General features: G+C 71.6%; 19 protein-coding genes. 9 read left to right on the top strand and 10 right to left on the bottom strand.

Annotation, left to right across the window (positions count from 1 at the left end; genetic code table 11):
• Positions 1-5: 5 nt before the first annotated feature.
• Together EDD54_RS14320 and EDD54_RS14315 are read right to left on the bottom strand one after the other, a co-directional pair.
• Positions 6-503 (bottom strand): putative pterin-binding protein, encoded by a 498-nt coding sequence (locus EDD54_RS14320; RefSeq protein ID WP_126540285.1) that lies wholly within the window; start codon positions 501-503, stop codon positions 6-8.
• A gap of 31 nt (positions 504-534) precedes the next feature.
• Positions 535-1,587 (bottom strand): HD domain-containing phosphohydrolase, encoded by a 1,053-nt coding sequence (locus EDD54_RS14315; RefSeq protein ID WP_165644365.1) that lies wholly within the window; start codon positions 1,585-1,587, stop codon positions 535-537.
• A gap of 534 nt (positions 1,588-2,121) precedes the next feature.
• On the opposite strand from EDD54_RS14315, the gene EDD54_RS14310 reads away from it, so the two are divergent.
• The 6 genes from EDD54_RS14310 (at position 2,122) to EDD54_RS14285 (ending at position 10,065) form a co-directional block, all read left to right on the top strand.
• On the top strand, positions 2,122-2,847 hold the full coding sequence (locus EDD54_RS14310) for an RluA family pseudouridine synthase (RefSeq protein ID WP_126540281.1): 726 nt from the start codon (positions 2,122-2,124) through the stop codon (positions 2,845-2,847).
• Positions 2,844-3,761, top strand: a complete 918-nt coding sequence (locus EDD54_RS14305; protein ID WP_126540279.1) for a LysR substrate-binding domain-containing protein — start codon at positions 2,844-2,846, stop codon at positions 3,759-3,761. Before EDD54_RS14310 ends, EDD54_RS14305 begins: the two co-directional genes overlap by 4 nt.
• 88 nt (positions 3,762-3,849) lie before the next feature.
• Complete coding sequence (gene gabT, locus EDD54_RS14300; RefSeq protein ID WP_126540277.1) at positions 3,850-5,136, top strand: 4-aminobutyrate--2-oxoglutarate transaminase; 1,287 nt, start codon at positions 3,850-3,852, stop codon at positions 5,134-5,136.
• A gap of 87 nt (positions 5,137-5,223) precedes the next feature.
• Positions 5,224-6,678 carry an NAD-dependent succinate-semialdehyde dehydrogenase gene (locus tag EDD54_RS14295; protein ID WP_126540275.1) on the top strand — a complete coding sequence of 485 codons (1,455 nt, stop codon included), beginning with the start codon at positions 5,224-5,226 and terminating at the stop codon, positions 6,676-6,678.
• A 207-nt stretch (positions 6,679-6,885) separates the two neighbouring features.
• Positions 6,886-8,352 (top strand): MDR family MFS transporter, encoded by a 1,467-nt coding sequence (locus EDD54_RS14290; RefSeq protein ID WP_126540273.1) that lies wholly within the window; start codon positions 6,886-6,888, stop codon positions 8,350-8,352.
• A gap of 237 nt (positions 8,353-8,589) precedes the next feature.
• Positions 8,590-10,065: a sensor domain-containing diguanylate cyclase gene (locus EDD54_RS14285; protein WP_126540271.1), complete on the top strand. Its 1,476-nt coding sequence runs from the start codon at positions 8,590-8,592 to the stop codon at positions 10,063-10,065.
• A gap of 123 nt (positions 10,066-10,188) precedes the next feature.
• Here EDD54_RS14285 and EDD54_RS14280 read toward each other — a convergent pair whose 3' ends face one another.
• Positions 10,189-10,344, bottom strand: a complete 156-nt coding sequence (locus EDD54_RS14280) for a hypothetical protein (RefSeq protein WP_208112200.1) — start codon at positions 10,342-10,344, stop codon at positions 10,189-10,191.
• A 170-nt stretch (positions 10,345-10,514) separates the two neighbouring features.
• Between EDD54_RS14280 and EDD54_RS14275 the strand changes: the two genes are divergently transcribed.
• Complete coding sequence (locus tag EDD54_RS14275) at positions 10,515-11,339, top strand: inositol monophosphatase family protein (protein WP_126540267.1); 825 nt, start codon at positions 10,515-10,517, stop codon at positions 11,337-11,339.
• Positions 11,340-11,396: 57 nt separating this feature from the next.
• Here the strand turns inward: EDD54_RS14275 and EDD54_RS14270 are convergent, their stop codons facing one another.
• The gene (locus EDD54_RS14270) at positions 11,397-12,167 is read right to left on the bottom strand and encodes a DUF1194 domain-containing protein (protein ID WP_126540265.1); all 771 of its coding nucleotides are present in this window, start codon (positions 12,165-12,167) and stop codon (positions 11,397-11,399) included.
• Positions 12,168-12,367: 200 nt separating this feature from the next.
• On the opposite strand from EDD54_RS14270, the gene EDD54_RS14265 reads away from it, so the two are divergent.
• Positions 12,368-12,817 (top strand): baeRF12 domain-containing protein, encoded by a 450-nt coding sequence (locus EDD54_RS14265; protein WP_165644364.1) that lies wholly within the window; start codon positions 12,368-12,370, stop codon positions 12,815-12,817.
• 82 nt (positions 12,818-12,899) lie between these two features.
• Here the strand turns inward: EDD54_RS14265 and pyc are convergent, their stop codons facing one another.
• The 5 genes from pyc to EDD54_RS14240 form a co-directional block, all read right to left on the bottom strand.
• Complete coding sequence (pyc, locus tag EDD54_RS14260; RefSeq protein ID WP_126540261.1) at positions 12,900-16,337, bottom strand: pyruvate carboxylase; 3,438 nt, start codon at positions 16,335-16,337, stop codon at positions 12,900-12,902.
• Positions 16,338-16,539: 202 nt separating this feature from the next.
• On the bottom strand, positions 16,540-18,711 hold the full coding sequence (gene mdoH, locus EDD54_RS14255) for a glucans biosynthesis glucosyltransferase MdoH (protein ID WP_207620270.1): 2,172 nt from the start codon (positions 18,709-18,711) through the stop codon (positions 16,540-16,542).
• Entirely contained in the window at positions 18,699-20,273 is a 1,575-nt protein-coding gene (locus EDD54_RS14250) for an OpgD/OpgG family glucan biosynthesis protein (RefSeq protein ID WP_207620271.1), read from the bottom strand. The genes mdoH and EDD54_RS14250 overlap by 13 nt, the downstream gene beginning before the upstream one ends.
• A gap of 336 nt (positions 20,274-20,609) precedes the next feature.
• A complete protein-coding gene (locus tag EDD54_RS14245) occupies positions 20,610-21,479 on the bottom strand; it encodes a glucosamine kinase nucleotide-binding domain-containing protein (protein ID WP_166653455.1) in 870 nt (289 codons plus the stop codon).
• The gene (locus EDD54_RS14240) at positions 21,476-22,255 is read right to left on the bottom strand and encodes a DeoR/GlpR family DNA-binding transcription regulator (RefSeq protein WP_126540257.1); all 780 of its coding nucleotides are present in this window, start codon (positions 22,253-22,255) and stop codon (positions 21,476-21,478) included. Before EDD54_RS14240 ends, EDD54_RS14245 begins: the two co-directional genes overlap by 4 nt.
• A gap of 284 nt (positions 22,256-22,539) precedes the next feature.
• Between EDD54_RS14240 and EDD54_RS14235 the strand changes: the two genes are divergently transcribed.
• Complete coding sequence (locus EDD54_RS14235) at positions 22,540-23,082, top strand: RBBP9/YdeN family alpha/beta hydrolase (protein ID WP_245515775.1); 543 nt, start codon at positions 22,540-22,542, stop codon at positions 23,080-23,082.
• Here EDD54_RS14235 and EDD54_RS14230 read toward each other — a convergent pair whose 3' ends face one another.
• Positions 23,083-24,102, bottom strand: a complete 1,020-nt coding sequence (locus EDD54_RS14230; RefSeq protein ID WP_126540253.1) for an aldose epimerase family protein — start codon at positions 24,100-24,102, stop codon at positions 23,083-23,085.

Below are 24,102 nucleotides of genomic sequence, written 5' to 3'. Positions count from 1 at the left end.
CGCGCTCAGCGGACCTCGATGCGGGCGATCTGCCAGACCGAGCGGTTGAAATAGGTCTCGTTGTAGAGGTCGGGCTCGGCGTCGAACGGGTAGATCAGGAACAGCGGTCCCTTCTCGCGCACCGACATCGGCTTGCCGTCCATGGTGGTGGCGAGGATCACCGGGTGCTCGCGGAGGTCCGCGGCCGGCACCTCGGCGGAATAGTCGTTGAGCGCCGTCACCTTCAGCGTGGCGCCGGTGGCGCCGACCGCGTCGAGGAGGGCGCTGCCGAGGGGACCGGCGAACGAGACCTCGCCGGTGGTCCACGGCGTCGCGGTCACCGTGGTCTTCTGGGCGAGGGCGGCGAGCATCGCCATGTCGAATTCGGCTGCGCCCGGCGCGTTGGTCTCGGTGATGGCGCCTGTGACGGTCAGCACGACCGGGCCCTTCGGGGCGTCGAGGGCGAGTGCGCCGCCCGCGGAGAGGGCGAAGGCGGCGAGGAAGGCGGCGACGGCGATGCGCATGGATGTCGTACCAGGTTGCGTCGGGGAGGTGTCAGGCGGCGTGGACCTTGGCGCTGTCCGGGGTGTCGGAGACGATCCGGGCGAAGCGGACGAGGCGGGCCTGGAAGGCGCGCACCACCGCGGGATCGAACTGGGTGCCGGCGTTCTCGACGACGTAGGCGGCCGCCTTCTCGATCGGCCAGGGGGCCTTGTAGGGACGGGCGCTGATCAGCGCGTCGAACACGTCGGCGACCGCGACGATCCGGCCCGAGACCGGGATCCCGGTGCCGGCGAGGCCGTGCGGATAGCCGCGGCCGTCCCAGCGCTCGTGATGGGTTTCGGCGATCTCAGCGGCGAGCCGGATCAGCCGGCTGTCGGATCCGGCGAGGATCGCGGCGCCCACCTTGGCGTGGGTCTCCATCACCGCCCGCTCCTCGGCCGACAGCGGGCCGGGCTTGCGCAGCACCGAGTCGGGCACGGCGATCTTGCCGACGTCGTGCATCGGTGCGGCGAGATAGATGTCGTTGCAGAAGGCCTGCGGCATGCCGAGCTCCTCCGCCAACTCGCGGGAGAAGCGGGCGACGCGCACCACGTGGGCGCCGGTGTCGCTGTCGCGGTACTCGGCCGCACGCGACAGCCGGATGATGATCTCCTCCTCCAGCGAGGCGAGTTCGTGGGTGGCGCGGCGGACCTCCTCGCCGAGCCAGGACGCGCGGTCGCGCATCTTGTTCTGCAGGTCGCGCAGCTTGATCAGGTTGCGCAGCCGCGCCTTCACCTCCGCCATGTCGATCGGCTTGGTGAGGAAGTCGGTCGCCCCCGCTTCGAGCGCGGCATAGCAGACCTCGCGCTGGTCGACCGTCGTCACCATGACGATCGGCACGTCCTCGTAGCCCGGGTCGGCCCGCAGCGTGCGGATGAAGTCGAGACCGTCCATCCCCGGCATCATGTAGTCGACGATGACGAGATCGAAGAGGATCCCGCGCGCGGTCTCGAGCGCCTCGGTCGGGTTCTTGTGCGCCGAGACGTCGCCGATGCCGGCGTTCTGGATCAGTTTTCCGAGCATGAACAGGTTGCTCGGGTTGTCGTCCACGAGGAGTGCCTTCATGAGCGCCGCCCATCTTTCTTGTCGTTGCCAATTGGACAGCAAAACACTGAAAAAGAAGCCAAGGCGGATGGCTAAGGAATATTTCCCGATTCCCTCGAATTGGAGGGGCCGTCGCAGGATTTCGTGAACCATCTCCGCGGGTCCCGGCCGCGCTGCGAAATCGACGTCAACGAAAGCCGAAGCGGGTCCGTGCTCCTGCCGAGGGGGCGGCCACGGCGGTTCGCCATCCCGGCCGAAGCCCGTCGGCGGCGGCGCCGCCGTGCTCGGCACCGCCGCCGGGACGGGTTAGGAGGGGGAGAACGCCATCGACGGTCGATGACGTCTCTCTCTCTCGACGCGGACCGACTGTCGCGCGGCCCGGCGGTTCCCCCCCGCCGCGCCAGATCGCGGCCCGGCGGGCCCGGGGGACCATCGCCCGCCCGGCGACGGTCGGTTCCCCGGGCCCCCGTTTTCCCGCGCCGCCGACGCCGCGCATCGCCGGCGACTTCCGGTCGCCGCGCCGTCCGGTTAAGGAAGGGGCGGAAGGCGCCCCCCATGACCGACGACGAGCTCATCGCCCGCATCCTCCACCGCGACAGCCACATGCTGATCGTCGACAAGCCCGCAGGCATCCCGGTCCACGCCGGTTTCGGCGGCGGCGAGACGCTCGACGCCCATTTCGAGGCGTTGCGCTTCGGTCTGCCCAACCCGCCGGCCCTCGCCCACCGGCTCGACCGAGACACCTCCGGCTGCCTCGTGCTCGGCCGCCACCGCCGCGCCACCGCCGAACTCGGCGCGCTCTTCGCCACGCAGAAGGTCGAGAAGACTTATCTCGCCGTCGTCTGCGGCGCCGTGGCCGACGACGCCGGCATGATCGACGCCCCGCTCGCCAAGGTCGCCCACGAGCGGCGGTCGTGGTGGATGAAGGTCGATCCGGCCGGCCAGCCGTCGCGCACGGAATGGCGCGTCGTCGCCCGCGGCGAACGGCTCACCGTGGTCGACCTGTCGCCGAAGACCGGGCGGACCCACCAGCTGCGCGTCCACATGGCCCACCTCGGCCATCCGATCGTCGGCGACGGCGTCTACGGCGGCGACCTCGCCCGCGGCGTCGACAAGCACCTCCATCTCCACGCCCGCCGGGTCGTGGTGCCCTTCCTGAAGAAGAAGCCGCCGGTGGTGGCGGAGGCGCCGGTGCCGGACCACATGCGCCGCCTGCTCGGCCGCCTCGGCGCCCTCGACGCCGCCGGCGCCCTGGTCCTGCCGGCGGGGCCGATGTCGTGACGCGCCGGCTGCCGCCGCTCTCGGCGCTGCGCGCCTTCGAGGCGGTCGCCCGCCTCGGCAGCGTCCGCAAGGCCGCCGAGGAGCTCGGCGTCGACCATTCCGCCGTCGCGCGCCACGTCCGCAACCTCGAGGCCGCCGTCGGCGTGCGCCTGATCGACACCGGCACCCGCGGCTCGACGCCGACGCCGGAGGGCCGGCGCTACGCCGAGCAGGCCGCGCTCGCCTTCGACGTTCTCGCCGCCGCGACGGCGGCGCTGCGCCCGGCCGGCAAGCGCGGCGAGCTGCAGGTCTGGTGCGCCCCCGGGCTGGCGGTGCGCTGGCTGATGCCGCGGCTCGCCGAGATCGAGCGGCTAATTCCCGACCGCGAGATCGTGCTCCGGCCGACCGACCAGGCCCCCGACCTTTCCCGCGGCGAGGCCGACGTCGAAATCCGCTTCGGCCCGCGCGAGGCTGCCGGCGTGCGCGGCGAGGCGCTGATCGCCCCGCGCTTCTTCCCCGCCGCGAGCCCGGCCTTCCTCGCCGGCCGGCCGCCCGTCGGCTCGCTCGCCGACCTCGCGGCGCTGCCGCTCGTCCACGAGGAGACCCGCGAGCAGTGGCGCAGCTGGCTCGCCGGCGCCGGGCTCGACCCGGTGCCGCCGCTCGACGGCCCGCGGCTGTGGTACGCCAACGTCGCCATCGAGGCGGTGCTGCTCGGCCAGGGCGTCGCGCTCGTCAACCGGCTGCAGGTCGCGCCCGAACTCGCCGACGGCCGGCTGGTCGAACTGCTCGACACCGACGTCCGCCTCGGCGCCTACGTCTTCCAGGCCGGCGCCGAGCGCTGGAACGAGCCCGCCGTCGTCCGGCTGCGGCGCTGGCTCATCGAGGCGCTGGCCGCGACCGCCGCGGAGCATCGCGCTGACACAGTGGTGACCTGAAGTCACCACCGCGGCGCCGATTTCCCGGCTTCCGGCGCGGCGGCGAAAGGCGTTCCATGCGCGCCGTCCCGCCATCCGGAGAGGTCCGATGACCACCAACGCCGAACTCGCCGCCCGCCGCCAGCTCGCCATCCCCAAGGGCCTCGGCACCGCCTACACGGTCTTCACCGAGCGCGCCGAGAACGCCGAGATGTGGGACGTCGAGGGTCGCCGCTACGTCGACTTCGCCGGCGGCATCGCGGTGCTCAACGTCGGCCACCGCCACCCCAAGGTGATCGCCGCGGTGAAGGCGCAGCTCGACGCCTACACCCACACCTGCTTCCAGGTGACGCCCTACGAGCCCTACGTGGCGCTCGCCGAGAAGCTGAACGCGATCGCCCCGTTCAAGGGCCCCGCCAAGACGATCTTCTTCACCACCGGCGCCGAGGCGACCGAGAACGCGGTGAAGATCGCCCGCGCCGCCACCGGCCGCTCGGCGATCGTCGCCTTCGCCGGCGGCTTCCACGGCCGCACCATGATGGCGATGGCCATGACCGGCAAGGTCGCGCCCTACAAGAAGAAGTTCGGCCCGATGCCGAACGAGGTCTACCACGTGCCCTTCCCGGTCGCCGACCACGGCACCACCACCGCCGACAGCCTGAAGGCGCTGGAGTTCCTGTTCCGCGCCGACGTCGAGCCCTCGCGCGTCGCCGCCATCATCGTCGAGCCCGTGCAGGGCGAGGGCGGCTTCTACGAGGCGCCGAAGGATCTCCTGGTCGCGCTGCGCACCATCTGCGACGAGCACGGCATCATCCTGGTCGCCGACGAGGTCCAGACCGGCTTCGCCCGCACCGGCAAGATCTTCGCCATGGAGAACACCGGCGTCGAGCCGGATCTGGTTACGGTCGCCAAGTCGCTCGCCGGCGGCTTCCCGCTGTCGGGCGTGGTCGGCAAGGCCGCGGTGATGGACGCCGCCGATGCCGGCGGTCTCGGCGGCACCTACGCCGGTTCGCCGATCGCCCTCGCGGCCGCGCTCGCCACCCTCGACGTCATCGAGAGCGAGGGCCTGTGCGCCCGCGCCGACGCCATCGGCGAGCGCGTCAAGGCGCGCCTGAAGCAGATCGCCATGCGCAACGACATCGTCCCGATCACCGGCATCCGCGGCCCGGGCGCCATGATCGGCTTCGACATCGTCAAGAACCGCGGCACCTACGAGCCGGACGCCGACGCCACCAAGCGGGTGACCCAGGCGGCGATCGAGGACGGCCTGATCCTCCTGTCCTGCGGCGTCTACTCCAACGTGATCCGCATCCTGGTGCCGCTCACGGTTTCCGACGAGGTGCTCGACGAGGGCCTCGCCAAGCTCGAGGCCGCCCTGGTCAAGGCCAAGGGCTGACACGACATAGTCCGACATCCCCGGCCGGCCGCACCCACTCGGGTGCGGCCGGCCGCTCCCGTGTTCCCCGCCGGAAAGGCTTCTCCGATGACGATCGCCCTCAAGGACCCGACCCTCCTCAAGACCCAGTGCTTCGTCGACGGTGCCTTCGTCGGCGAGGGCACGGTCGCGGTCACCGACCCGGCCGACGGCACACTGATCGCCAAGGTGCCGAACTTCGGCGCCGCCGAGACCGCCGCCGCCATCGACGCCGCCGAGAAGGCCATGGGCCCGTGGGCGGCGAAGACCGCCAAGGAGCGCTCCGCGGTGCTCCGGCGCTGGTTCGACCTGATCGTCGCCAACCGCGACGACCTCGCGCTGATCCTGACCACCGAGCAGGGCAAGCCGATCGCCGAGGCCCGCGGCGAGATCGACTACGCCGCCGCCTACATCGAGTTCTACGCCGAGGAGGCCAAGCGCGTTTACGGCGAGACGCTGCCCTCGCACCGCGCCGACGCCCGCATCCTGGTGATCCGCCAGCCGATCGGCGTCGTCTGCGCGATCACGCCGTGGAACTTCCCGGCGGCGATGATCACCCGCAAGATCGCCCCGGCGCTCGCGGTCGGCTGCACCGCGGTGGTCAAGCCGGCGCTCGAGACCCCGCTGACGGCGCTCGCCCTCGCCGAACTCGGCGCGCGTGCCGGCCTGCCGGCCGGCGTCCTCTCCTTCGTCACCGGCCACGCCCCGCCGATCGGCGAGGTGATGACCTCGCACCCGGCCGTCCGCCTCGTCTCCTTCACCGGCTCCACCGCCGTCGGCAAGCTGCTGGCCAAGCAGTGCACCGGCACGCTGAAGCGCACCGCGCTCGAACTCGGCGGCAACGCGCCCTTCATCGTCTTCGACGACGCCGACCTCGACGCCGCGGTCGAGGGCGCGATGGTCTCGAAGTTCCGCAACATGGGCCAGACCTGCGTCTGCGCCAACCGGCTCTACGTCCAGCGCGGCGTCTACGACGCCTTCGTCGCCAAGCTGACCGCCGCGGTCGCCAAGCTCGAGGTCGGCGTCGGCACCGAGCCCGGCGTCACCCAGGGCCCGCTGATCACCGAGAAGGCGGTCGCCAAGGTCGAGGAGCATCTCGCCGACGCCCTCGCCAAGGGCGCCGAGGTGGTGCTCGGCGGCAAGCGCCACGCCCGCGGCGGTACCTTCTTCGAGCCGACCGTGCTCTCCGGCGTCACCCAGGACATGAAGGTGTCCAAGGAGGAGACCTTCGGCCCGGTCGCCCCGGTGTTCCCGTTCGACACCGAGGAGCAGGTGGTCGCCTGGGCCAACGACACCGAGTTCGGCCTCGCCTCCTACTTCTTCTCGCGCGACGTCGGCCGGATCTTCCGCGTCGCCGAGAAGCTGCAGTACGGAATGGTCGGCATCAACTCGGGCCTGATCTCCACCGAACTCGCCCCCTTCGGCGGCATCAAGGAGAGCGGCAACGGCCGCGAGGGCTCGCACCACGGCATCGATGAGTTCGTGGAGAAGAAGTACATGCTGGTCGCCGGCCTCGACCGCTGACGACCCCGCCGGCGCCCCGCATCACCGGGGCGCCGGCCTTCATTGACCGCCCGATGACCGGAGCCCGCGCGGCCGTGACGGCCGGTGCGGACGTCGTCGTCAGGGCGGGCAGGGCCACGGGTCCCGCGTCGTCGCGCTGGCTTTCCGCGCCGACGCCTCTATTCTCCCGCCGACTTGCCCCGCCCCCGACCGGACATTCCCCGCCCCATGGCCACGACCGCCCCCGCCGCGATCACCGAGGAGGATCGCCGCCAGATCGTCATCGGCGCGCTGATCTCCATGCTGCTCGCCGCGCTCGACCAGACCATCGTGGCGCCGGCGCTGCCGACCATCGGTGCCGTGCTCGGCGACGCCGAGTGGCTGCCCTGGGTGATCTCGGCCTATTTCCTGACCGGCACCGCGGTGACGCCGCTCTACGGCAAGCTCGCCGACCTCAAGGGCCGGCGGCCGGTGCTGTTCGCCGCCGTCGGCATCTTCCTGGTCGGCTCCGTGGTCTGCGCCGCCGCCCCGACCATGCCGGTGCTGGTGATCGGCCGCGCGATCCAGGGCCTCGGCGGCGGCGGCCTGATCGCGCTCGCCCAGACCATCATCGGCGATGTCGTGCCGCCGCGCGAACGCTCGCGCTACATGGTCTACATCACCGGCGTCTGGGCCTTCGCCAGCCTCGCCGGCCCGGTCGTCGGCGGCTTCTTCGCCCAGCACCTGTCGTGGACGCTGATCTTCTGGATCAACCTGCCGATCGGCGCCGGTGCGCTCCTCTTGTCCGAGCGCACTCTGCGCAAGCTGCCGGTGGTGCGCCGCGACCACCGGCTCGACCTCCTTGGCGCCGCGCTGGTGGTGGCGGCGACGGTGGCGCTGCAGCTGGCGCTGACCTTCGGCGGCCGCGACCTGCCGTGGACGTCGCCGGAGATCCTCGGCCTGTTTGCCGCCGCGCTCGCGCTGTTCGTCGTGTTCGGCGTCCACCTGACGCGGGCGCCGGAACCGCTGGTGCCGCCGCGCGTCCTCGCCAATCCGGTGATCGCCACCGCGACCTTCAGCCTGTTCTTCTCCTCGATCGCCTTCGTCGGCCTGTCGGTCTATTTTCCGATCTACCTCGAGCTGGTGGTCGGCCTCGGCCCGGCGAGCTCCGGCGTCGCGCTGGTCGCCTTCCTCGGCGGCACCGTCAGCGGCGCCAACCTCGCCGGCCGGATCATGCGCAAGAGCGAGCGCTACAAGCGCATCGCGGTCGCCGGCAGCACCCTCGCGGTCGCCATGCTGGTGCTGCTCGCCGTGGTGGCGCCGACCGGCTCGTTCGTCGCGGTCGAGATCCTGATCGCGCTGATCGGGCTCGGCGTCGGCACCCAGTTCCCGGTCACCACCGTCTCGGTGCAGAACGCCGCCGAGCAGCGCGACCTCGGCGTCGCCACCGCGGCGCTCGCCTTCCTGCGCTCGCTCGGCTCGGTGATCGGCGTCGCCGTGCTCGGCGCGGTGCTGATCTCGACCGGTGTCGCCGCGGCGGTCGGCGAGGGCATGCATCAGGCGGGCGGTGCGGCCGCCGGCGAGGCCGCCGCGGTGTTCCGCTGGGTCTTCGCCGTGGCCGCCGCCGCTCAGGCCGCCTCGCTCGTCCTGCTGCTCGCCATGGAGGAGAAGCCGCTACGCGGCCACGCCGGTCCTCCGCCGGTCGAGTTGGAGTAGCCGGAAAGGCTTGGCACCTCTGCGTATTTCCCAGGTTGAACCGGCAATGTCGCCGTGCGACCCTCACATGCTTCGGCGAACTCTGGACCGACATTCCGGAACCGCTGGTCGCAGGGCGGACGCCGTCCCTGCCCATGGGTCGTGGTCGGCAACCTTTCGTTCATCGAGCTGCCCTTAGATGGAATGGGGCTTCGTTCGGCGTCCGGGAGCGGGCGCCTCGCACCGCCGGGGACGACGATGAGTGACGGCAAGGATCCTGCGGCGGCCAGCGACGGCGCATTGTTCGACCTCGCGCCGGTGTCGTTGTGGATCGAGGACTATTCCGCGATCCGCCGCCAGTTCGACGCCTGGCGCGCCGAGGGCGTCGAGGACCTCGCCGCCTTCCTGCGCGCGGACCTCGGCCGTGTCGCCCACTGCACCGGGCTGATCCGCGTTCTCGCCGTCAACCGCCGCACGCTCGAGCTGCTCGGCGCGCGCGACTTCGAAGAGCTCGCCGCCAATCTCGACCGCGTCTTCCGCGACGACATGCTCGACACCCACGTCGAGGAGCTGACCCAGCTCTGGAACGGGGCGTCGACCTTCAAGAGCACCACGATCAACTACGCCCTCGACGGCCGGGCGATCCACGTCCGCCTCGCCGGCACCGTGATGCCCGGCCACGAGGAGACCTGGGATCGTCTCCTGGTCTCGATCGAGGACGTCAGCGAGCTCGAGACCGACCGCCGCGCCCGCCGGGCCAGCGAAGCGCACGCCCGCGGCCTGTTCGAGCACTCGCCGGTCTCGCTCTGGGTGGAGGACTTCAGCCGCATCAAGACCCGGCTCGACGACCTCAGGGCCCGCGGCATCGTCGACTTCCGCGTCTTCACCGACGTGCACCCGGAATTCGTCGCCGAGTGCATGTCCGAGATCCGCGTCCTCGACGTCAACCGCCAGACGCTCCAGCTGTTCGCCGCGCCCGACAAGACGACGCTGCTGATGCGGCTGAACGAGGTGTTCCGCGACGGCATGCGGCAGCCCTTCCGCGAGCAGCTGGTCGACCTTTGGAACGGCAAGCTGTTCCAGACCCGCGAGGTGCTGAACTACGCCCTCGACGGCAACGAGGTCCACGTGCTCTTGCAGTTCTCCGTGCTGCCCGGCCACGAGGCCGACTGGTCGCGGGTGCAGGTGGCGCTGACCGACATCACGGCGCGCAAGAAGGCCGAGGCCTATCTCGAGTATCTCGGCCGCCACGACGTCCTGACCAAGCTCTACAATCGATCCTTCTACGTCGACGAGATGAGCCGGCTGGAGCGCAAGCGGATCAGCCCGGTGTCGGTGGTGGTGGCGGACCTCAACGGTCTCAAGAACGCCAACGACCGCTTCGGCCATGCCGTCGGCGACGCGCTGCTGCGCCGTGCCGGCGAGGTGCTCGGCAAGGCCGACGACACCAACGCCCGGGTCGCCCGCATCGGCGGGGACGAGTTCGCGATCCTGTTGCCCTACACGGACGAGCGCGGCGCCGAGCTGCTGATCGCGCAGCTGCAGGACCTCGTCCACTTCAACAACCAGTTCTATCCGGGGCTGGCGCTCAGCCTGTCCTTCGGCGCCGCGACCGGGCGCGACGGCGAGCGGCTGGAGAGCGTGGCGCGGCGGGCGGACCTCGCCATGTACGACGCCAAGACCGCCTATTACCTGAAGAACGGCTCCGACGAGCGGTCCTACGCCGCGGAATGACGGCGAAGCTCGCGGGGAGAGGAATCGCCCTCCCGAGCCCCGGCCGATCGCCGGGACCCTTCGACGCATTGGCGACGGCCCGTGCCCGCGCTCCCGCGCGGTGCCGGCCGTCGCGCGTCGTGGTCAGCGGCGCGGGCGCGCCGGGGTCATCTCCTCGGCCGGGGCCGGAGCCTGCGGCCGGGCGCTGCGGTCGAGCAGGTCGGCGACACAGGCGGACGACAGATAGGCGGCCTGGGAAAGCACGCGGCGCTCATAAGCGGAACGGTCGGCGTTGAACACGATCGGGGCATCCTGCGGAACGATTGGGCTGTGCGCCGTCATATGAGGCATTTCTGGTCGCCGAGCTATCGGGGTGCGGGCATGGGCGATCTGCCGCCCGAGCATGACGCCACCTTGCTCCCGTCATCGTCGGGCGTCATTGAGGTGGGTCAAACAGGGAGCTCCGACCCATGGCCTTCTCGACCGCCGACCTCGCCGACCTCGTCGACATCCTGCGCCGGGCGGCGAAGGACGAGATCATGCCGCGCTTCGCCCGGCTCGATCCCGCCGACGTCAAGGTGAAGTCGCACGCCTCCGACTTCGTAACCGTCGCCGACGAGGCCGCCGAGCGCGCGATCGAGGCGGCGGCGCGCGCCCGCTTCGGCGACTTCCTGTTCGTCGGCGAGGAGGCGATGGAGCGCGATCCCCGCCTCTGCGACGGCCTCGCGACCGCGCCGCGCGCCCTGGTCGTCGACCCGATCGACGGCACCTTCAACTTCGCCAACGGCATCCCGGCCTTCGCGGTGATCGCGGCGATCGTCGAGCACGGCGTCACCGTCGCCGGCGCCATCTACGATCCGGTCCGCGACGACACCGTGGCGGCGCTCGCCGGCGGCGGCGCCCATCTCCTGCGCGCCGACGGCGTCGGCACGCCGCTCCGGGTCGCCGCGGCCCGCCCGCTCGCCGAAATGCACGGTTCGATCTCCTGGGCCTACGCGCCGGAGCCGCTGCGCAGCCGGCTGCTCGCCGGCATGGCCGGGGTTTGGGGCGCCTACAACTACCGCTGCGGCGGCCAGGAGTTCCGCCTGCTCGCCGCCGGCGGCGCCCACTTCGGCTACCACCACAAACTCTCGCCCTGGGACCACGCCGCCGGCGAGCTGATCCACCGCGAGGCCGGCGGCCACGCCGCCCATGTCGACGGCAGCCCCTACGCCGCCGACGACCGCGACGGCGGCCTGCTCCTCGCCCCTGATGCGGCCAGCTGGGCCGAGCTCAGGGCCTGCCTGTTCGACTGAGACCACCCGGGCGAGGGCGACCGGGCGCAACATGGGTGCGATCCACCGCCGGCCGCTTCAGCAGGGCACCCGCGGGCCGCTGCGCAGCGCCACGCGCAGTATCGGCGGCGTCGGCAGGCCCGCGATCTCCATCGCGAGCTTGCGCCGGATGCCCTCCATCAGGTCGGCGCGGCCGGTCACCGTCACCATGAAGGAGTCGGGGCCGCCGATCACGCAGTCCTCGTAGTAGTCCGGCAGCCGCCGCATGTCGAAGCGGCGCGTCAGGGGATCGCCGGGATCGTCGGGATCGAACCGGATCGGCAACCCGTTGATGACGATGCCGCGGCCGAGCACCGCGGCGCGCGCCGCCGGTAGCGGTTCGCCCTGGTTGTTGGGACCGTCGCCCGAAACGTCGACGACACGGCGCACCCCTTCGACGTCGTTGTCGTCGATCAGCTGCGCCGCGAAGGTGAGAGCGGCGCTGATCGAGGTCCGGCTCTGGCCGTGGAGCGGGGCCGCCTCGACGGCGTCGGCGAAGCGCCTGGAGTCCTCCGCCGTCGCCAGCACCGCCCACGGCACCACCACCCTCGACAGTCCGACGTCGGCATACTCGACGTAGGTCACCGCGATGCGCCCGATCGGGCCTGTGGCCACCGCGTCCGCCACGGAGGGATCGCGGAAAGCGGCGGCGTAACCGCGCCGCTGCAGCGTCCGCTCGGCCCGGTCCATCGAATCGGAGACGTCGGCGAGGAGGACGAGTTCGAGGTCGACCGGCTCCGGCGCGCCCCGGCCGGTCGAGGCCGTGGCGCAGCAGACGAGGATGGCGAGCGCTACGGACGGGACCCTCACGGGCGACCTCCGGTTCGCGAGGGGACACGGGAGACAGTGTGGCGCGATCGCGGCCGCGATCAAGTGTCCCGTCCGGGCGGGCGAACCGCCGGCAGGTCCGGGCGTTGAGGGAGATCAAGGCGGGCCGGCGTCGGATGGCGTCCGCTCGGGGGCGAGAACAGGGGCGGCCCGATCCGCCCCGACCGGCAAGGGAGGACGACATGGCGCACATCCGCATCCCGCACGAGGCCTGGGTCCTGGTGGCGGACGGCGGCAAGGCCGTGATCTACCGCAACCAGGGCGACGAGGCGATGATCGACCTGCGCACGGTCGAGACGCGCGAGCACAAGGCGGCGCCCGCCCGCGATCTCGGCACCGACCGGCCCGGCCGCGGCTTCGGCACCGACGGACGGCGCGCCGCGATGGCGCAGACCGACTTCCACGACGAGGAGGAGACCCGCTTCGTCCTCGACGTCGCCGCCGATCTCGCCGCCGCCCTCGGACGCGGCGAATTCGCCCGGCTCGTCCTGATCGCCCCGCCGAAGGTGCTCGGCCGGTTGCGCACGGCGTTGACGCCGCAGCTCGCCGACGCGGTGATCGGCGAGATCGTCAAGGACCTCGCCCACCGCGAGGTCGAGGTCGTCGAACAGCACCTGCGCGCGGCGGCCTGATCCGGCGTCGACCGCTCGGACGAGCGGCTTCGCGTCGCGGCGGAGGCCCGGTGTTCCGGGCCTCCGGGTTCGGAGCCGAGCCTCAGGCGTAGACGACCAGCAGATCCTTGGCGTCGATCTGGGCGCCCGGCGTCACCGCCACCTCGGCGATGGTGCCGTCGCGCTCGGCGTGGATCGAGGTCTCCATCTTCATGGCCTCGATCGACAGCAGCACGTCGCCGGCCTTGACCGCCTGACCCGCCTTGACCGCGAGGGTCGAGACCACGCCGGGCATCGGCGCCGCCACGTGGTTCGGATTGCCCTCCTCTGCCTTGCGGCGGGCGGTCCGCGCGCTCTGGGCGCGGTTGCGGTCCGGCACCTTGATCATGCGCGGCTGGCCGTTGAGCTCGAAGAAGACGCGCACGAAGCCGTCCTCGTCGGGCTCGCCGATCGCCTGACAGACGATGACGAGGCTCTTGCCCTTCTCGAGTTCGACCGTGAGGTCGTCGCCGGGCGCCATGCCGTAGAAGTAGACCGGGGTCGGCAGCGCGCTGGTCGGGCCGTAGGTGTCGCGCGCCTTGGCGAAGTCGGAGAACACCTTCGGGTACATCAGGTAGGACGCGAGGTCCTCGTCGGAGGCGGGGGCCCCGAGCTTGGTCGAGAGCTCGGCGCGGACGGCATCGAGGTCGGCCGGCGGCAGCAGCGAGCCGGGACGGACCGTGATCGGCTCCTCGCCCTTTAGGATCTTCTTCTGCAGATCGGCCGGCCAGCCTCCCGGCGGCTGGCCGAGGTCGCCCTTGAACATCTGCACGACGCTCTCGGGGAAGGCGACGTCCTTGTCCGGATCGAGCACGTCCTCCGGCGTCAGTTCGGACGACACCATCACCAGCGCCATGTCGCCGACCACCTTCGACGACGGCGTCACCTTGACGATGTCGCCGAACATCTTGTTGACGTCGGCGTACATCTGCGCGACCTCGTGCCAGCGGCTCTCGAGGCCGAGCGAGCGCGCCTGTTCCTTAAGGTTGGTGAATTGGCCGCCGGGCATCTCGTGCAGATAAACCTCGGAGGCCGGGCCCTTGAGGTCGCTCTCGAAGGCGGCGTAACGGCCGCGCACGGCTTCCCAGTAGAAGCTGATGCGGCGGATCGCGGCCTGGTCGAGGCCGGTGTCGCGCTGGCTGCCGGCGAGCGCGGCGACGATCGAGCCGAGGCAGGGCTGCGAGGTGTTGCCGGAGAAGGCGTCCATCGCCGCGTCGACCGCGTCGACGCCCTCGTCCACCGCGGCGAGCACGCTCGCGGCGGCGATGCCGGAGGTGTCGTGGGTGTGGAAGTGCAGCGGCAGGTCGGTGGCCTGACGCAGGGCGCGGAACAGCACCCGGGCGGCGCCGGGCTTCAGCAGGCCCGCCATGTCCTTGATGCCGATGACGTGAGCGCCGGCGCGCTCGAGCTCGCGCGTCAGCGCGACGTAGTACTTGAGGTCGTACTTGGCGCGGTCGGGATCGAGGATGTCGCCGGTGTAGCAGATCGCCGCTTCGCAGACCTTGTCGGCGTCGAGCACCGCGTCCATGGCGACGCGCATGTTCTCGACCCAGTTCAGGCAGTCGAACACGCGGAAGACGTCGACACCGGAGGCCGCCGCCTGCGCCACGAAATAGCGCACCACGTTGTCGGGATAGTTGGTGTAGCCGACGCCGTTGGAGCCGCGCAGAAGCATCTGCAGGAGGAGGTTCGGCGCGCGGTCGCGCACCGCGGCGAGCCGCTCCCACGGATCCTCGGTCAGGAAGCGCATGGCGACGTCGAAGGTGGCGCCGCCCCAGCACTCCAGCGAGAACAGGCCGGGCAGCGCCCGGGCGTAGGCCTCGGCGATCTCGGCGACGTCGTAGGTGCGCATGCGCGTCGCCAGCAGCGACTGGTGGCCGTCGCGCATGGTGGTGTCGGTGACGAGCACGCGGCTCTGCTCGCGCATCCACTTTGCGAGCGCCTTCGGCCCGCGCGACTTCAGGAGGTCGCGCGTGCCGGGCTGGATCGAGCCGGTGAACGGCGGCACCAGCGGCTTGGCCATCGACGTCGGCTTCGCGCGCTTGCGCGTCTCCGGATGGCCGTTGACGGTGACGTCGGCGACGTAGGTCAGGAGTTTGGTGGCACGGTCGCGCCGCTTCACCGAGGCGAACAGCTCCGGCGTCTCGTCGATGAAGCGCGTGGTGTAGCGGTTCGACTGGAACTTCGGGTGGCCGATGATGTTCTCGAGGAACGTCAGGTTGGTGGCGACGCCGCGGATGCGGAATTCGCGCAGCGCCCGCTGCATCCGGTGGATCGCCTCCTCGGGCGAGGGCGCCCAGGCGGTCAGCTTCTCGAGCAGCGGGTCGTAGAAGCGGGTGATCACCGCGCCGGCGTAGGCGGTGCCGCCGTCGAGGCGGATGCCGAAGCCAGTGGCACCGCGATAGGCGGTGATGCGGCCGTAGTCGGGGATGAAGTTCTGCTCGGGGTCCTCGGTGGTGATGCGGCACTGCAGGGCGTGGCCGTTGAGGACGATCTTCTCCTGCGGCGGCACGCCCGACGCCGGCGTGCCGATCGCGGCGCCCTCGAGCACGTGGATCTGCGCCTTGACGATGTCGATGCCGGTCACCTCCTCGGTGACGGTGTGCTCGACCTGGATGCGCGGATTGACCTCGATGAAGTAGAACGCGCCGGTGTCGGAGTCCATCAGGAACTCGACCGTGCCGGCGCCGTAGTAGTTGGTGGCGTGGCCGATCTTCACGGCGTAGCCGGTGATCTCGGCGCGCTGGGCGTCGTCGAGATAGGGCGCGGGCGCGCGCTCCACGACCTTCTGGTGGCGGCGCTGCACCGAACAGTCGCGCTCGAACAGGTGGACGACGTTGCCGTGGCGGTCACCGAGGATCTGCACCTCGACGTGGCGGGCACGCTCGACCAGCTTCTCGAGGTAGACCTCGTCCTTGCCGAAGGCGGCCTTGGCCTCGCGCTTGGCGGTGGTGACCTCCTTGAGGAGGGTCGCCTCGTCGCGGATGACGCGCATGCCGCGCCCGCCGCCGCCCCAGGACGCCTTCAGCATCACCGGATAGCCGATGCGCTTGGCCTCCGCCTTGACGACCTCCATGTCGTCGGGCAGCGGGTCGGTCGCCGGCATCACCGGCACGCCGGCGGAGATCGCGAGATTGCGCGCCGCGACCTTGTTGCCGAGCTGGCGCATCGTGTCCGGCGAGGGGCCGATGAACAGGATGCCGGCGTCGGCGCAGGCCTCGGCGAACTCGGGGCTCTCCGACAACAGGCCGTAGCCCGGATGGATCGCGTCGACGCCGGCCTCGCGGGCGACGCGCACGATCTCGGGGATCGACAGATAGGCCTCGATCGGGCCGAGGCCCTTGCCGATCTGGTAGGCCTCGTCCGCCTTGAAGCGGTGGAGGGCCAGCTTGTCCTCCTCGGCGAAGACCGCGACGGTCTTCAGGCCGAGTTCGTTGGCCGCACGGAACACGCGGATCGCGATCTCCGAGCGGTTCGCGACGAGAATCTTCCTGATCGCCACGCAGCGTCCCCCGAGCGTTTAAACCGATATGATTTCCGTAGAGCCTTTAAACCAAAGCCGCATGCCCGAAAAGGCGGCATGCCGTTTCCAAGGTCGGGCATCCGCCGCGAAATGCGGCGGATTCGCCGGGCCATGCACGGTCTTCATGGGTGGTCTGCAAGAAAAGCGGGCGATCTCGGTGTCCCCGCCGGCCGGGCCGTCGTCAGACGGCCTCCGCGCGCGGTAGACGCGACAGCGCCTCGACGAGGCGGGGCGTCGCGATCAGGGTGGCGCGCTCCTTGGCGTCGAGGAAGGACACCGCCTCTTCGACGCTCTCGGCTTCGGCGATCTTGGCAGCAGCGAGCGCCGAGGTCGGGTCGACCTTGCCGCGCGGACGGTCGCCGAGGCGGTCGACCAGGGCGAGGTGCTGACGCTTCAAGGCGGGATCGGAGACGATGCGCACGAGGTCCGGCGCCCGTTCCACCGCCGCCTGATAGGCCGGCCGCGCCTCGGCCATGGCGAGGCGGATCGCCGGCGGGCTCGCCTCCTCCGGCGTGCGCAGGAGCCCGAGGCGGCGGACGAAACGGCCGACCGGGGCCGATCCCGTCAGCGCCGAGATCGGCACCGCGAGGACGAGGCCGGTGACGGCGGGCGCCAGCCAGGCGAGCAGCACCCAGCTGTCGGCGAGGGCGGCGAGGGCGAGCGCGACGCCCGAGACCACGTGCCAGCGGTGGCGGTGGATCAGGTCGCGCAGCGGCAGGCCGCCGTCGTCGCGGCGCTGCGGCTTCCAGCCGGCGTCGCGGCGCAGCAGGATCTCCATGATCGCGCCGGTCTGCACCAGCATCATGATCGGGGCGACCAGCGCCGACACGATCACCTCGAACACGAAGCTGAAGAACAGGCCGAGGAAGCCGCCCGAGGCGCGCCGGGCGGGGCCGTCGAGCGCGAAGGCGACGAGGCCCATCAGCTTCGGCCCGAACAGCACGCCCATGGTGAGGCCGAACAGCGCCAGCGCGCGCTCCGGGTCGATCCGCGGCCAGGACGGGAACAGCTGGAACTCGTCCTTGAAGTATTCCGGGCGGATGAAGTGGGCCTGCAGGGCGAGGGCGAGACCGGCGAGGATCAGGAGCAGCCACAGCGGCGAGGCCGCGTAGGACATGATGCCGGTCAAAAGGTGCATCCGGCTGATCCAGTGCAGCCCCTTGCCGCCGATCACCTTGGTGTGCTGCAGGTTGCCCTGGCACCAGCGGCGGTCGCGGATGGCGAGGTCGACCAGCGACGGCGGGCTCTCCTCGAACGAACCCGAGAGGTCGTCGGCGATCACGACGGTCCAGCCGGCGCGCCGGATCAGCGCCGCCTCGACGAAGTCGTGGCTGAGGATGTGGCCGCCGAAGGGCGGCTTGCCCGGCAGGTCCGGCAGGCCGGCCGCCGACATGAAGGCCTCGGTGCGGATGATCGCGTTGTGGCCCCAGAAATTGCCCTCTTTCTGGACCCACCACGCGAGGCCCGTGCCGACCACCGGGCCGTAGACGCGGCCGGCGAACTGCTGCAGCCGCGAGATCACCGTGGTGCCGTTGACGAGGGCCGGGATGGTCTGGATCAGCCCGGCGTCGGGGTCCGCCTCCATGCGCCGGGCGAGTTCGACCACCGTCTCGGCGTCCATCAGGCTGTCGGCGTCGAGCACCAGCAGGTGGTCGTAGGCGCGGCCCCAGCGGCGGCAGAAGTCGGCGACGTTGCCGGCCTTCTTGGCGGTGTTGTTGCGCCGGCGCCGGTAGTGGATCCGCGCCTTGCCGGCGAGCCGGTGGTTGGCGGCGACGAGCGCGGCCTCCTCCTCGAGCGCGACGTCCGGGTCGGTGGTGTCGGCCAGCACGAACCAGTCGAAGGCGTGGCCTTGGCCGAGGCCGTCGACGCCGAGTGCCATCGCCTCGATGGCGGCGAAGATCCGCGAGGGATCCTCGTTGTAGGTCGGCATCAGCATCGCCGTCCGCTTGGCGAGCGATTCGGTCGGGCGCGGCGCGGGCGGGGCGAGACGGCGTGCCACCAGCTCGGCGAAGCCGGCCAGCGAAGCGACAAAGGACAGGCCGATCCAGGCGAAGGTGACGGCGAACAGCACCAGCACCACCGCCTCCAGCGGGGTGAGGCCGCCGATCGACAGCACCTCGTACATCTCCGAGACCGCGTAGCCGACCAGCAACGCGGCGCCGCCGAGCACCACCGTGCGACGCAGGAGGCTCGAGCGCGCGCGCGGGTCCACCAGGTTGCGGCGGCTGCGGCGGTCGAAGCGGTCGAGCCGTTGCGGTGGCATCTCGCCCGGCGTCTCCGGCGGCATGCCGTGCACGACCGGCGGACCCGGATCGAGCTCGACGTCGCGCGGAACGGCGGTCAGGACGTCCATCGATAGACCCAGGTTTCGGCCGGCGTGCCGGACTCGAATGCGAGCACGAGCCGGAGCTCGATCAGGCCCTCGTTCTGCGGATCGAGCTCGAACGACACCCGGAGCCCCTGGGTCGCCGGGTTCTGCCGGATCACCACGTTGCGCACCACGCCCTTGGAGGCCGACACCGTCGCCTTGGGGGCGCCGAGCTTGGCCGGGTCGGTGCCCGGGGTGAACAGATAGTCGACCACGAACAGCCGCTCGGGCGTCGGGCCGCCGACGCCGGCGCGCCCGGAGCGGGTGGAGCCGACCGTGGCGGCGCCGACGGACATGCCGGGATCGCCGCCCCAGGCGAGGCGGTAGGCGAAGGAGAATTCCGAACCGGCGGGAATCTTGTCCTTGGGGGCCCAGTAGGCGACGATGTTGTCGTGGATCTCGGCGTCGGTCGGGATCTCGACCAGCGTCACCGCCCCGGCGCCCCAGTCGCCGACCGGCTCGACCCAGAGGCTCGGCCGGCGCTCGTAGGCGGCCTCGAGATCCTGGTAGTTGTCGAAGGCGCGGTCGCGCTGGATCAGGCCGAAGCCGCGCGGGCTGCGGTCGACGAAGGCGGAGATCTGCAGTTCCTTCGGGTTGGCCAGCGGCCGCCACAGCCGCTCGCCGCGGCCGGTGACCATCAGCAGGCCGTCGCTGTCGTGCACCTCGGGACGGAAGTCGTCGACGTCGCCGCGGCCGTTGGCCGAGAAGAAGTACATCGACGTCCCCGGCGCGAGGCCGACCTTGTCGAGATCGACGCGCGGGAACAGCTGCGCCTCGACGTCCATCAGCGTGGTCTCGCCGGGACGGATCGTGAAGCGGTAGGCGCCGGTGGTCGAGGGGCTGTCGAGCAGCGCGTGGACGACGCAGGTCTCGCTGCCGGCGACCGGGGTCTCGACCCAGAAGGCGCGGTAGACCGGGAACTCCTCGCCCTCGGGATCGGCGGTCTTGAGCGCGAGGCCGCGGCCGGACAGGCCGTAGATCTGGCCCTTGCCGAGCGAGCGGAAGTAGCTGGCGCCCTGGAACACCAGGATCTCGTCGTAATAGTCCGGCCGGTTGATGGTGCCGTGCAGGCGCAGGCCGGAGAAGCCGATGTCCTCGGTCGGCACCGGCTGCGGCACCAGCGGCCCGTAGGAGAACATCTGCGGGTCGTAGGCGAGATGGCGCGCCTGCCCGTTCTCGACGAGGGCGACCTCGACCGGGTCCTTGAAGTAGAAGCCGCGGTGGAACAGCTGCATCTGGAACGGCAGGCCGCTGTTGGCCCACACCGCCGCCTCTGGCTTGAAGCGGATGTCGCGGTACTGGTCGTAGCTCAGCTGGTCGAGGACGTCCGGCAGCGAGGTGTCCAGCGGCTGGAACGCACTCTTCGCCAGATTGCGGGCGAGTTCCGCGACGGTGGAGCGGGTGAACGTGCCGCTGGTGGCGAAGTTGGCCTGGACGGCCGCGAGCGCCGGGCTCGCCGTCACACCGGTTCCCGCCACGACGGCGGCCACGGCGCCGAGCGCGGCCCTGAGCACCAGGCGACGGTCGGGTTCGTCGGTTCCGAACAAGGCGTCCACGGTGTCTCCATCAGACGGTAGGATGCGTCCGGCCGCGCGGCACGGCCAGCCCCTCCGGGATCCGGAGGGCCCCGCGGCGGCGGGATCGATGTTGCGGCGCGGCAGGATAGCGCCCCCGTTCGCGCTTGTCCCGCCCCGCGAGCGTTCCTCGCGGACCCTCGAACGTGTTCCAACCGTTCAGGTACGGCATCGGTTCCGGTTCACGTTCGAGCGGCGGGACGGCAGCGGCATACCGAGGCGGCGCCCGGTTGTCGAGTGCCGCGACGATACCGTGTCATGCGGCCAAATCATGACGGTTTTCCGTTTGTGTCCGCGGGGATCGGGATGTCACGGACCCGCCGCGGCGAGCGTGAGCGCGCCGTCGAGCGCGTCGCCGAGCGCCGGCCGGACCAGGCCGTCGAGGCGGGCCGACAGCAGCGGCGCGTAGGACGCGGCGAGCCCGCCGGCGAGCGCCACCCGTGTGGCTCCGGCCGCCGCGAGCCGGTCGACGAGGCGGGTCACCGCGGCGACGGCCGCCTCTCGGATCGCCAGCGCCACCGGGTCGCCGCGGCCGGCGTGCTCGAACACGTCGGGGGCGAGGCGGGCGTAGTCGGCCGGGCGGGCGGCAAGCGCAAAGTCGAGCATCGCGAGCGGCGAGTCGCCGAAACGGGCCGCGATCGCCCGGGTCAGCGCCGAGGCGGGGCCGAGGCCCTCGAGGGCTGCGATCGCGCGCCGCGCCGCCTCCCGTCCGACCACGGCGCCGGAGCCGTCGTCGGAGAGAGCGAAGCCCCAGCCGCCGAAGCGGCGTACGCCCGCCGCCTCGACCAGCACGGCCTGACTGCCGGTACCGACCACGACCAGCCCGCCGAATTCGCCGGCGTGGGCGCCGACGCAGGCGATCTCGCCGTCCGAGCATATGTTCGCGCGCGCGAAGGGCAGGCCGCGCGCCGCCACCCGTGCGCCGTCGCCGAGCGCCACAGCGCCGGCGAGGCCGAGCACCGCGATGATCCGGGGCGCGGCGGCGTCGGGAGCGAGTCCGGCGGCGGCGACCGCGCCGCGCCACGCGGCGTCGACCGCGGCGAGGGCGGCGTCGTAGTCGGTGGTGAGGTTGGCCGGCCCGGCCCGACCCTCGCCGAGAACGCGGCCGTCCGCGTCGGCGAGCCGGGCCCGGCAGCCGCTGCCGCCACCGTCCACACCGAGCAGCAGGCGCGCGCTCACGGCGCGGTGCCGCCCTGCGGGTCGGTCTCGATCAGTTGGACGTCGCTGGCGGCACAGAGCGCGCGCACCCGCTCTGACGGGCAGTGGTCGGTGACGAAGACGTCGACCTGGTCGATCGCGCCGATCCGGACCGGAGCGGTGCGGTCGAACTTGGTCTGGTCGGAGACCAGGATCACCTTGCGCGCGTTGGCGAGGATGGCCTGCGCCACCTTGACCTCGCGGAAGTCGTAGTCGAGCAGCGAGCCGTCGTCGTCGATCGCCGAGGTGCCGACGATGGCGAAGTCGACCTTGAACTGGCGGATGAAGTCGACCGCGGCCTCGCCGACGATGCCGCCGTCGGCCCGGCGCACCACGCCGCCGGCGATCACCACCTCGATCTGCGGATAGGCCCGCATCAGGTTGGCGACGTTGATGTTGTTGGTGATCACCATCAGCCCGGTGTGCTGCAGCAGCGCCTGCGCCACCGCCTCGGTGGTGGTGCCGATGTTGATGAACAGCGAGGCGTCGTTCGGCACCAGCGCCGCGGCGGCGCGGCCGATCGCCATCTTCTCGCGGGCCGCGATCTGGCGGCGGGCGTCGTAGCCGACGTTCTCGACCGAGGAGGCGAGGATCGCCCCGCCGTGGACGCGCGCCAGGAGGCGCTGCTCGCAGAGTTCGTTGAGGTCCTTGCGGATCGTCTGAGGCGTCACGTCGAAGCGGCCGGCGAGCTCTTCGACGGTGACCCGGCCGATCTGCTTGGCGAGGTCGAGAATGGCGTGCTGGCGGGCGAGCAGCATCTTGGGTCCGGTGACGTGTCTGGCGGTGCGCCGGCGAGCTATAGCACGGACGGGCCCGACCCGCCGAACGGCACGATGGCGCGGCCGGCGGTCGAAGCGGTATTGGAATGGAGTTCCCCGGTCGGCGCAGAATATGCGTCCATCGGGGAACGAAATTCCGCATCACGCCGAATGTCGGACCGATGATTTCGTGGGCGCACCGATTCGGCGTGGCCGCCGACCTCGGCGCCGGGCGGTCCCACGGGTATGGTTCTCACCGTTCCAGCCCCCCGAGGGAGGTCCCCTTGCACCGTCTCGTCGTTCCCGGATACCGCGGCTCGCCGGCCGGCCACTGGCAGCACGACTGGCTGCGGCGCGATCCCCGCGCCGTGCTGGTCGATCAGGAGGATTTCGACCGGCCTGATCTCGCGCTCTGGCTCGAGCGCCTCGAGATGGCGGTGCGCGCCCGGCCGGGCTCGTTGATCGTGGCGCACAGCCTCGGCTGCGTGCTCGTCGCCCATCTCGCCGCGCGCAAGCCGGACCTGCCGGTCGCCGGCGCGTTGCTCGTCGCCCCCGCCGACGTCGACCGCCTCGTCCACCGCTGCAGCGACTTCTTGGGTTTCGCGCCGGTGCCGCGGCGGCCGCTGCCCTTCCCGGCCATCGTGGTGGCGAGCCGCAACGATCCCTACGCCGCCTTCGATCGCGCCGCCGGCCTCGCCGACGCCTGGGGCGCCGGTCTCGTCGACCTCGGCGACGCCGGCCACGTCAACATCGCGAGCGGCCACGGCCACTGGCCCGAGGGCTTCGTGCTCGCGGACGGGCTGACCACGGCGCGCGCGGCCGCTTGATCAGCCGTCGGTGTTGATCCGGTAGACGGTGGTCTGCCGGCAGGTCTCGCCCGGCCGGAGCAGGGCGCCCGCGAAGTTCGGGTGATTGACCGCGTCGGGGAAGCGCTGCGGTTCGAGGCAGATCCCGCCGAAGCGCACGCCCGGGCGTCCGCCGGCGAGCGGTTCCGGCACCGGCAGGAAGCCGCCGTCGTAGACCTGGAGGCCGGGCTCGGTGGTGGAGAGTTCGAGCGCGACGCCGCTCGCCGGGCTCGACAGCCGCGCGGCGAAACGCGGCGTCGCCGAAGGGGCGTCGGCGAGCACCAGATTGGTGTCGTAGGGCACGTGCGCCCCGTCCGGGCCGTTGCGGACGGCGCGCTCGGCGCGGAAGTCGAAGCGGGTGCCGGCGACGGGCAGGATCTCGCCCGTGGGCAGCAGGTCGTCGCCGGCCGGGGTGTAGCGGTCGGCCGCGACGACGAGCCGGTGGTCGAGCACCGTCGGCCCGTCGTCGAGCGCGAAGTAGCCGTGGGCGGCGAGGTTGACCAGCGTCGGGGCGTCGGTAGTGGCCGCGAGCGCGATCGTCAGCGTGCCGTCGCCGCCGAGGGTGTAGCGGCAACGCGCCTCGACGCGGCCGGGATAGCCCTCTTCGCCGTCGGGTGAGACCAGCGACAGTTCGACGGCGTCGGCGGTCGCGTCGGCGATCCGCCAGACCCGCTTGCCGAAGCCGATCGTGCCGCCGTGGAGGTGGTTCGGCCCGTCGTTGATCGACAGCGCCACCGCCCGGCCGTCGATGGTGCAGCGGCCGGCGCGGATGCGGTTGGCGCAGCGCCCGGCGATCGCGCCGAGATAGGCGGCCTGCGTGACGAACCGCTCGACCCGGTCGAAGCCGAGCAGCAGCCGGCGCGGCCCCTGGGCCGTCTCGACGACGAGGTCGGCGAGGGTGGCGCCGAGGGTCAGCACGGTGGCCGAGAGCCCGCCGCCGGCGAGCGCGACCGTCTCGATCTCGCGGCCGTCGTGGACGACGCCGGTTCCGGCCACCGCCAT

Origin of the sequence: Oharaeibacter diazotrophicus (genome assembly GCF_004362745.1) — a bacterium.
Lineage (GTDB): Bacteria > Pseudomonadota > Alphaproteobacteria > Rhizobiales > Pleomorphomonadaceae > Oharaeibacter > Oharaeibacter diazotrophicus.
Note: the sequence above shows the minus strand (reverse complement) of the source record. Positions and strands in the feature narration are given on the sequence as shown.

Bases quoted from the DNA above. Each gene is read 5' to 3' on its own strand.
- gabT (WP_126540277.1), top strand. From the start codon at position 3,850: ATGACCACCAACGCCGAACTCGCCGCCCGCCGCCAGCTCGCCATCCCC.
- EDD54_RS14315 (WP_165644365.1), bottom strand. From the start codon at position 1,587: ATGAAGGCACTCCTCGTGGACGACAACCCGAGCAACCTGTTCATGCTC.
- EDD54_RS14230 (WP_126540253.1), bottom strand. From the start codon at position 24,102: ATGGCGGTGGCCGGAACCGGCGTCGTCCACGACGGCCGCGAGATCGAG.
- EDD54_RS14290 (WP_126540273.1), top strand. From the start codon at position 6,886: ATGGCCACGACCGCCCCCGCCGCGATCACCGAGGAGGATCGCCGCCAG.
- EDD54_RS14310 (WP_126540281.1), top strand. From the start codon at position 2,122: ATGACCGACGACGAGCTCATCGCCCGCATCCTCCACCGCGACAGCCAC.
- EDD54_RS14240 (WP_126540257.1), bottom strand. From the start codon at position 22,255: ATGCTGCTCGCCCGCCAGCACGCCATTCTCGACCTCGCCAAGCAGATC.
- EDD54_RS14320 (WP_126540285.1), bottom strand. From the start codon at position 503: ATGCGCATCGCCGTCGCCGCCTTCCTCGCCGCCTTCGCCCTCTCCGCG.
- EDD54_RS14285 (WP_126540271.1), top strand. From the start codon at position 8,590: ATGAGTGACGGCAAGGATCCTGCGGCGGCCAGCGACGGCGCATTGTTC.
- EDD54_RS14275 (WP_126540267.1), top strand. From the start codon at position 10,515: ATGGCCTTCTCGACCGCCGACCTCGCCGACCTCGTCGACATCCTGCGC.
- EDD54_RS14265 (WP_165644364.1), top strand. From the start codon at position 12,368: ATGGCGCACATCCGCATCCCGCACGAGGCCTGGGTCCTGGTGGCGGAC.
- mdoH (WP_207620270.1), bottom strand. From the start codon at position 18,711: ATGGACGTCCTGACCGCCGTTCCGCGCGACGTCGAGCTCGATCCGGGT.
- EDD54_RS14295 (WP_126540275.1), top strand. From the start codon at position 5,224: ATGACGATCGCCCTCAAGGACCCGACCCTCCTCAAGACCCAGTGCTTC.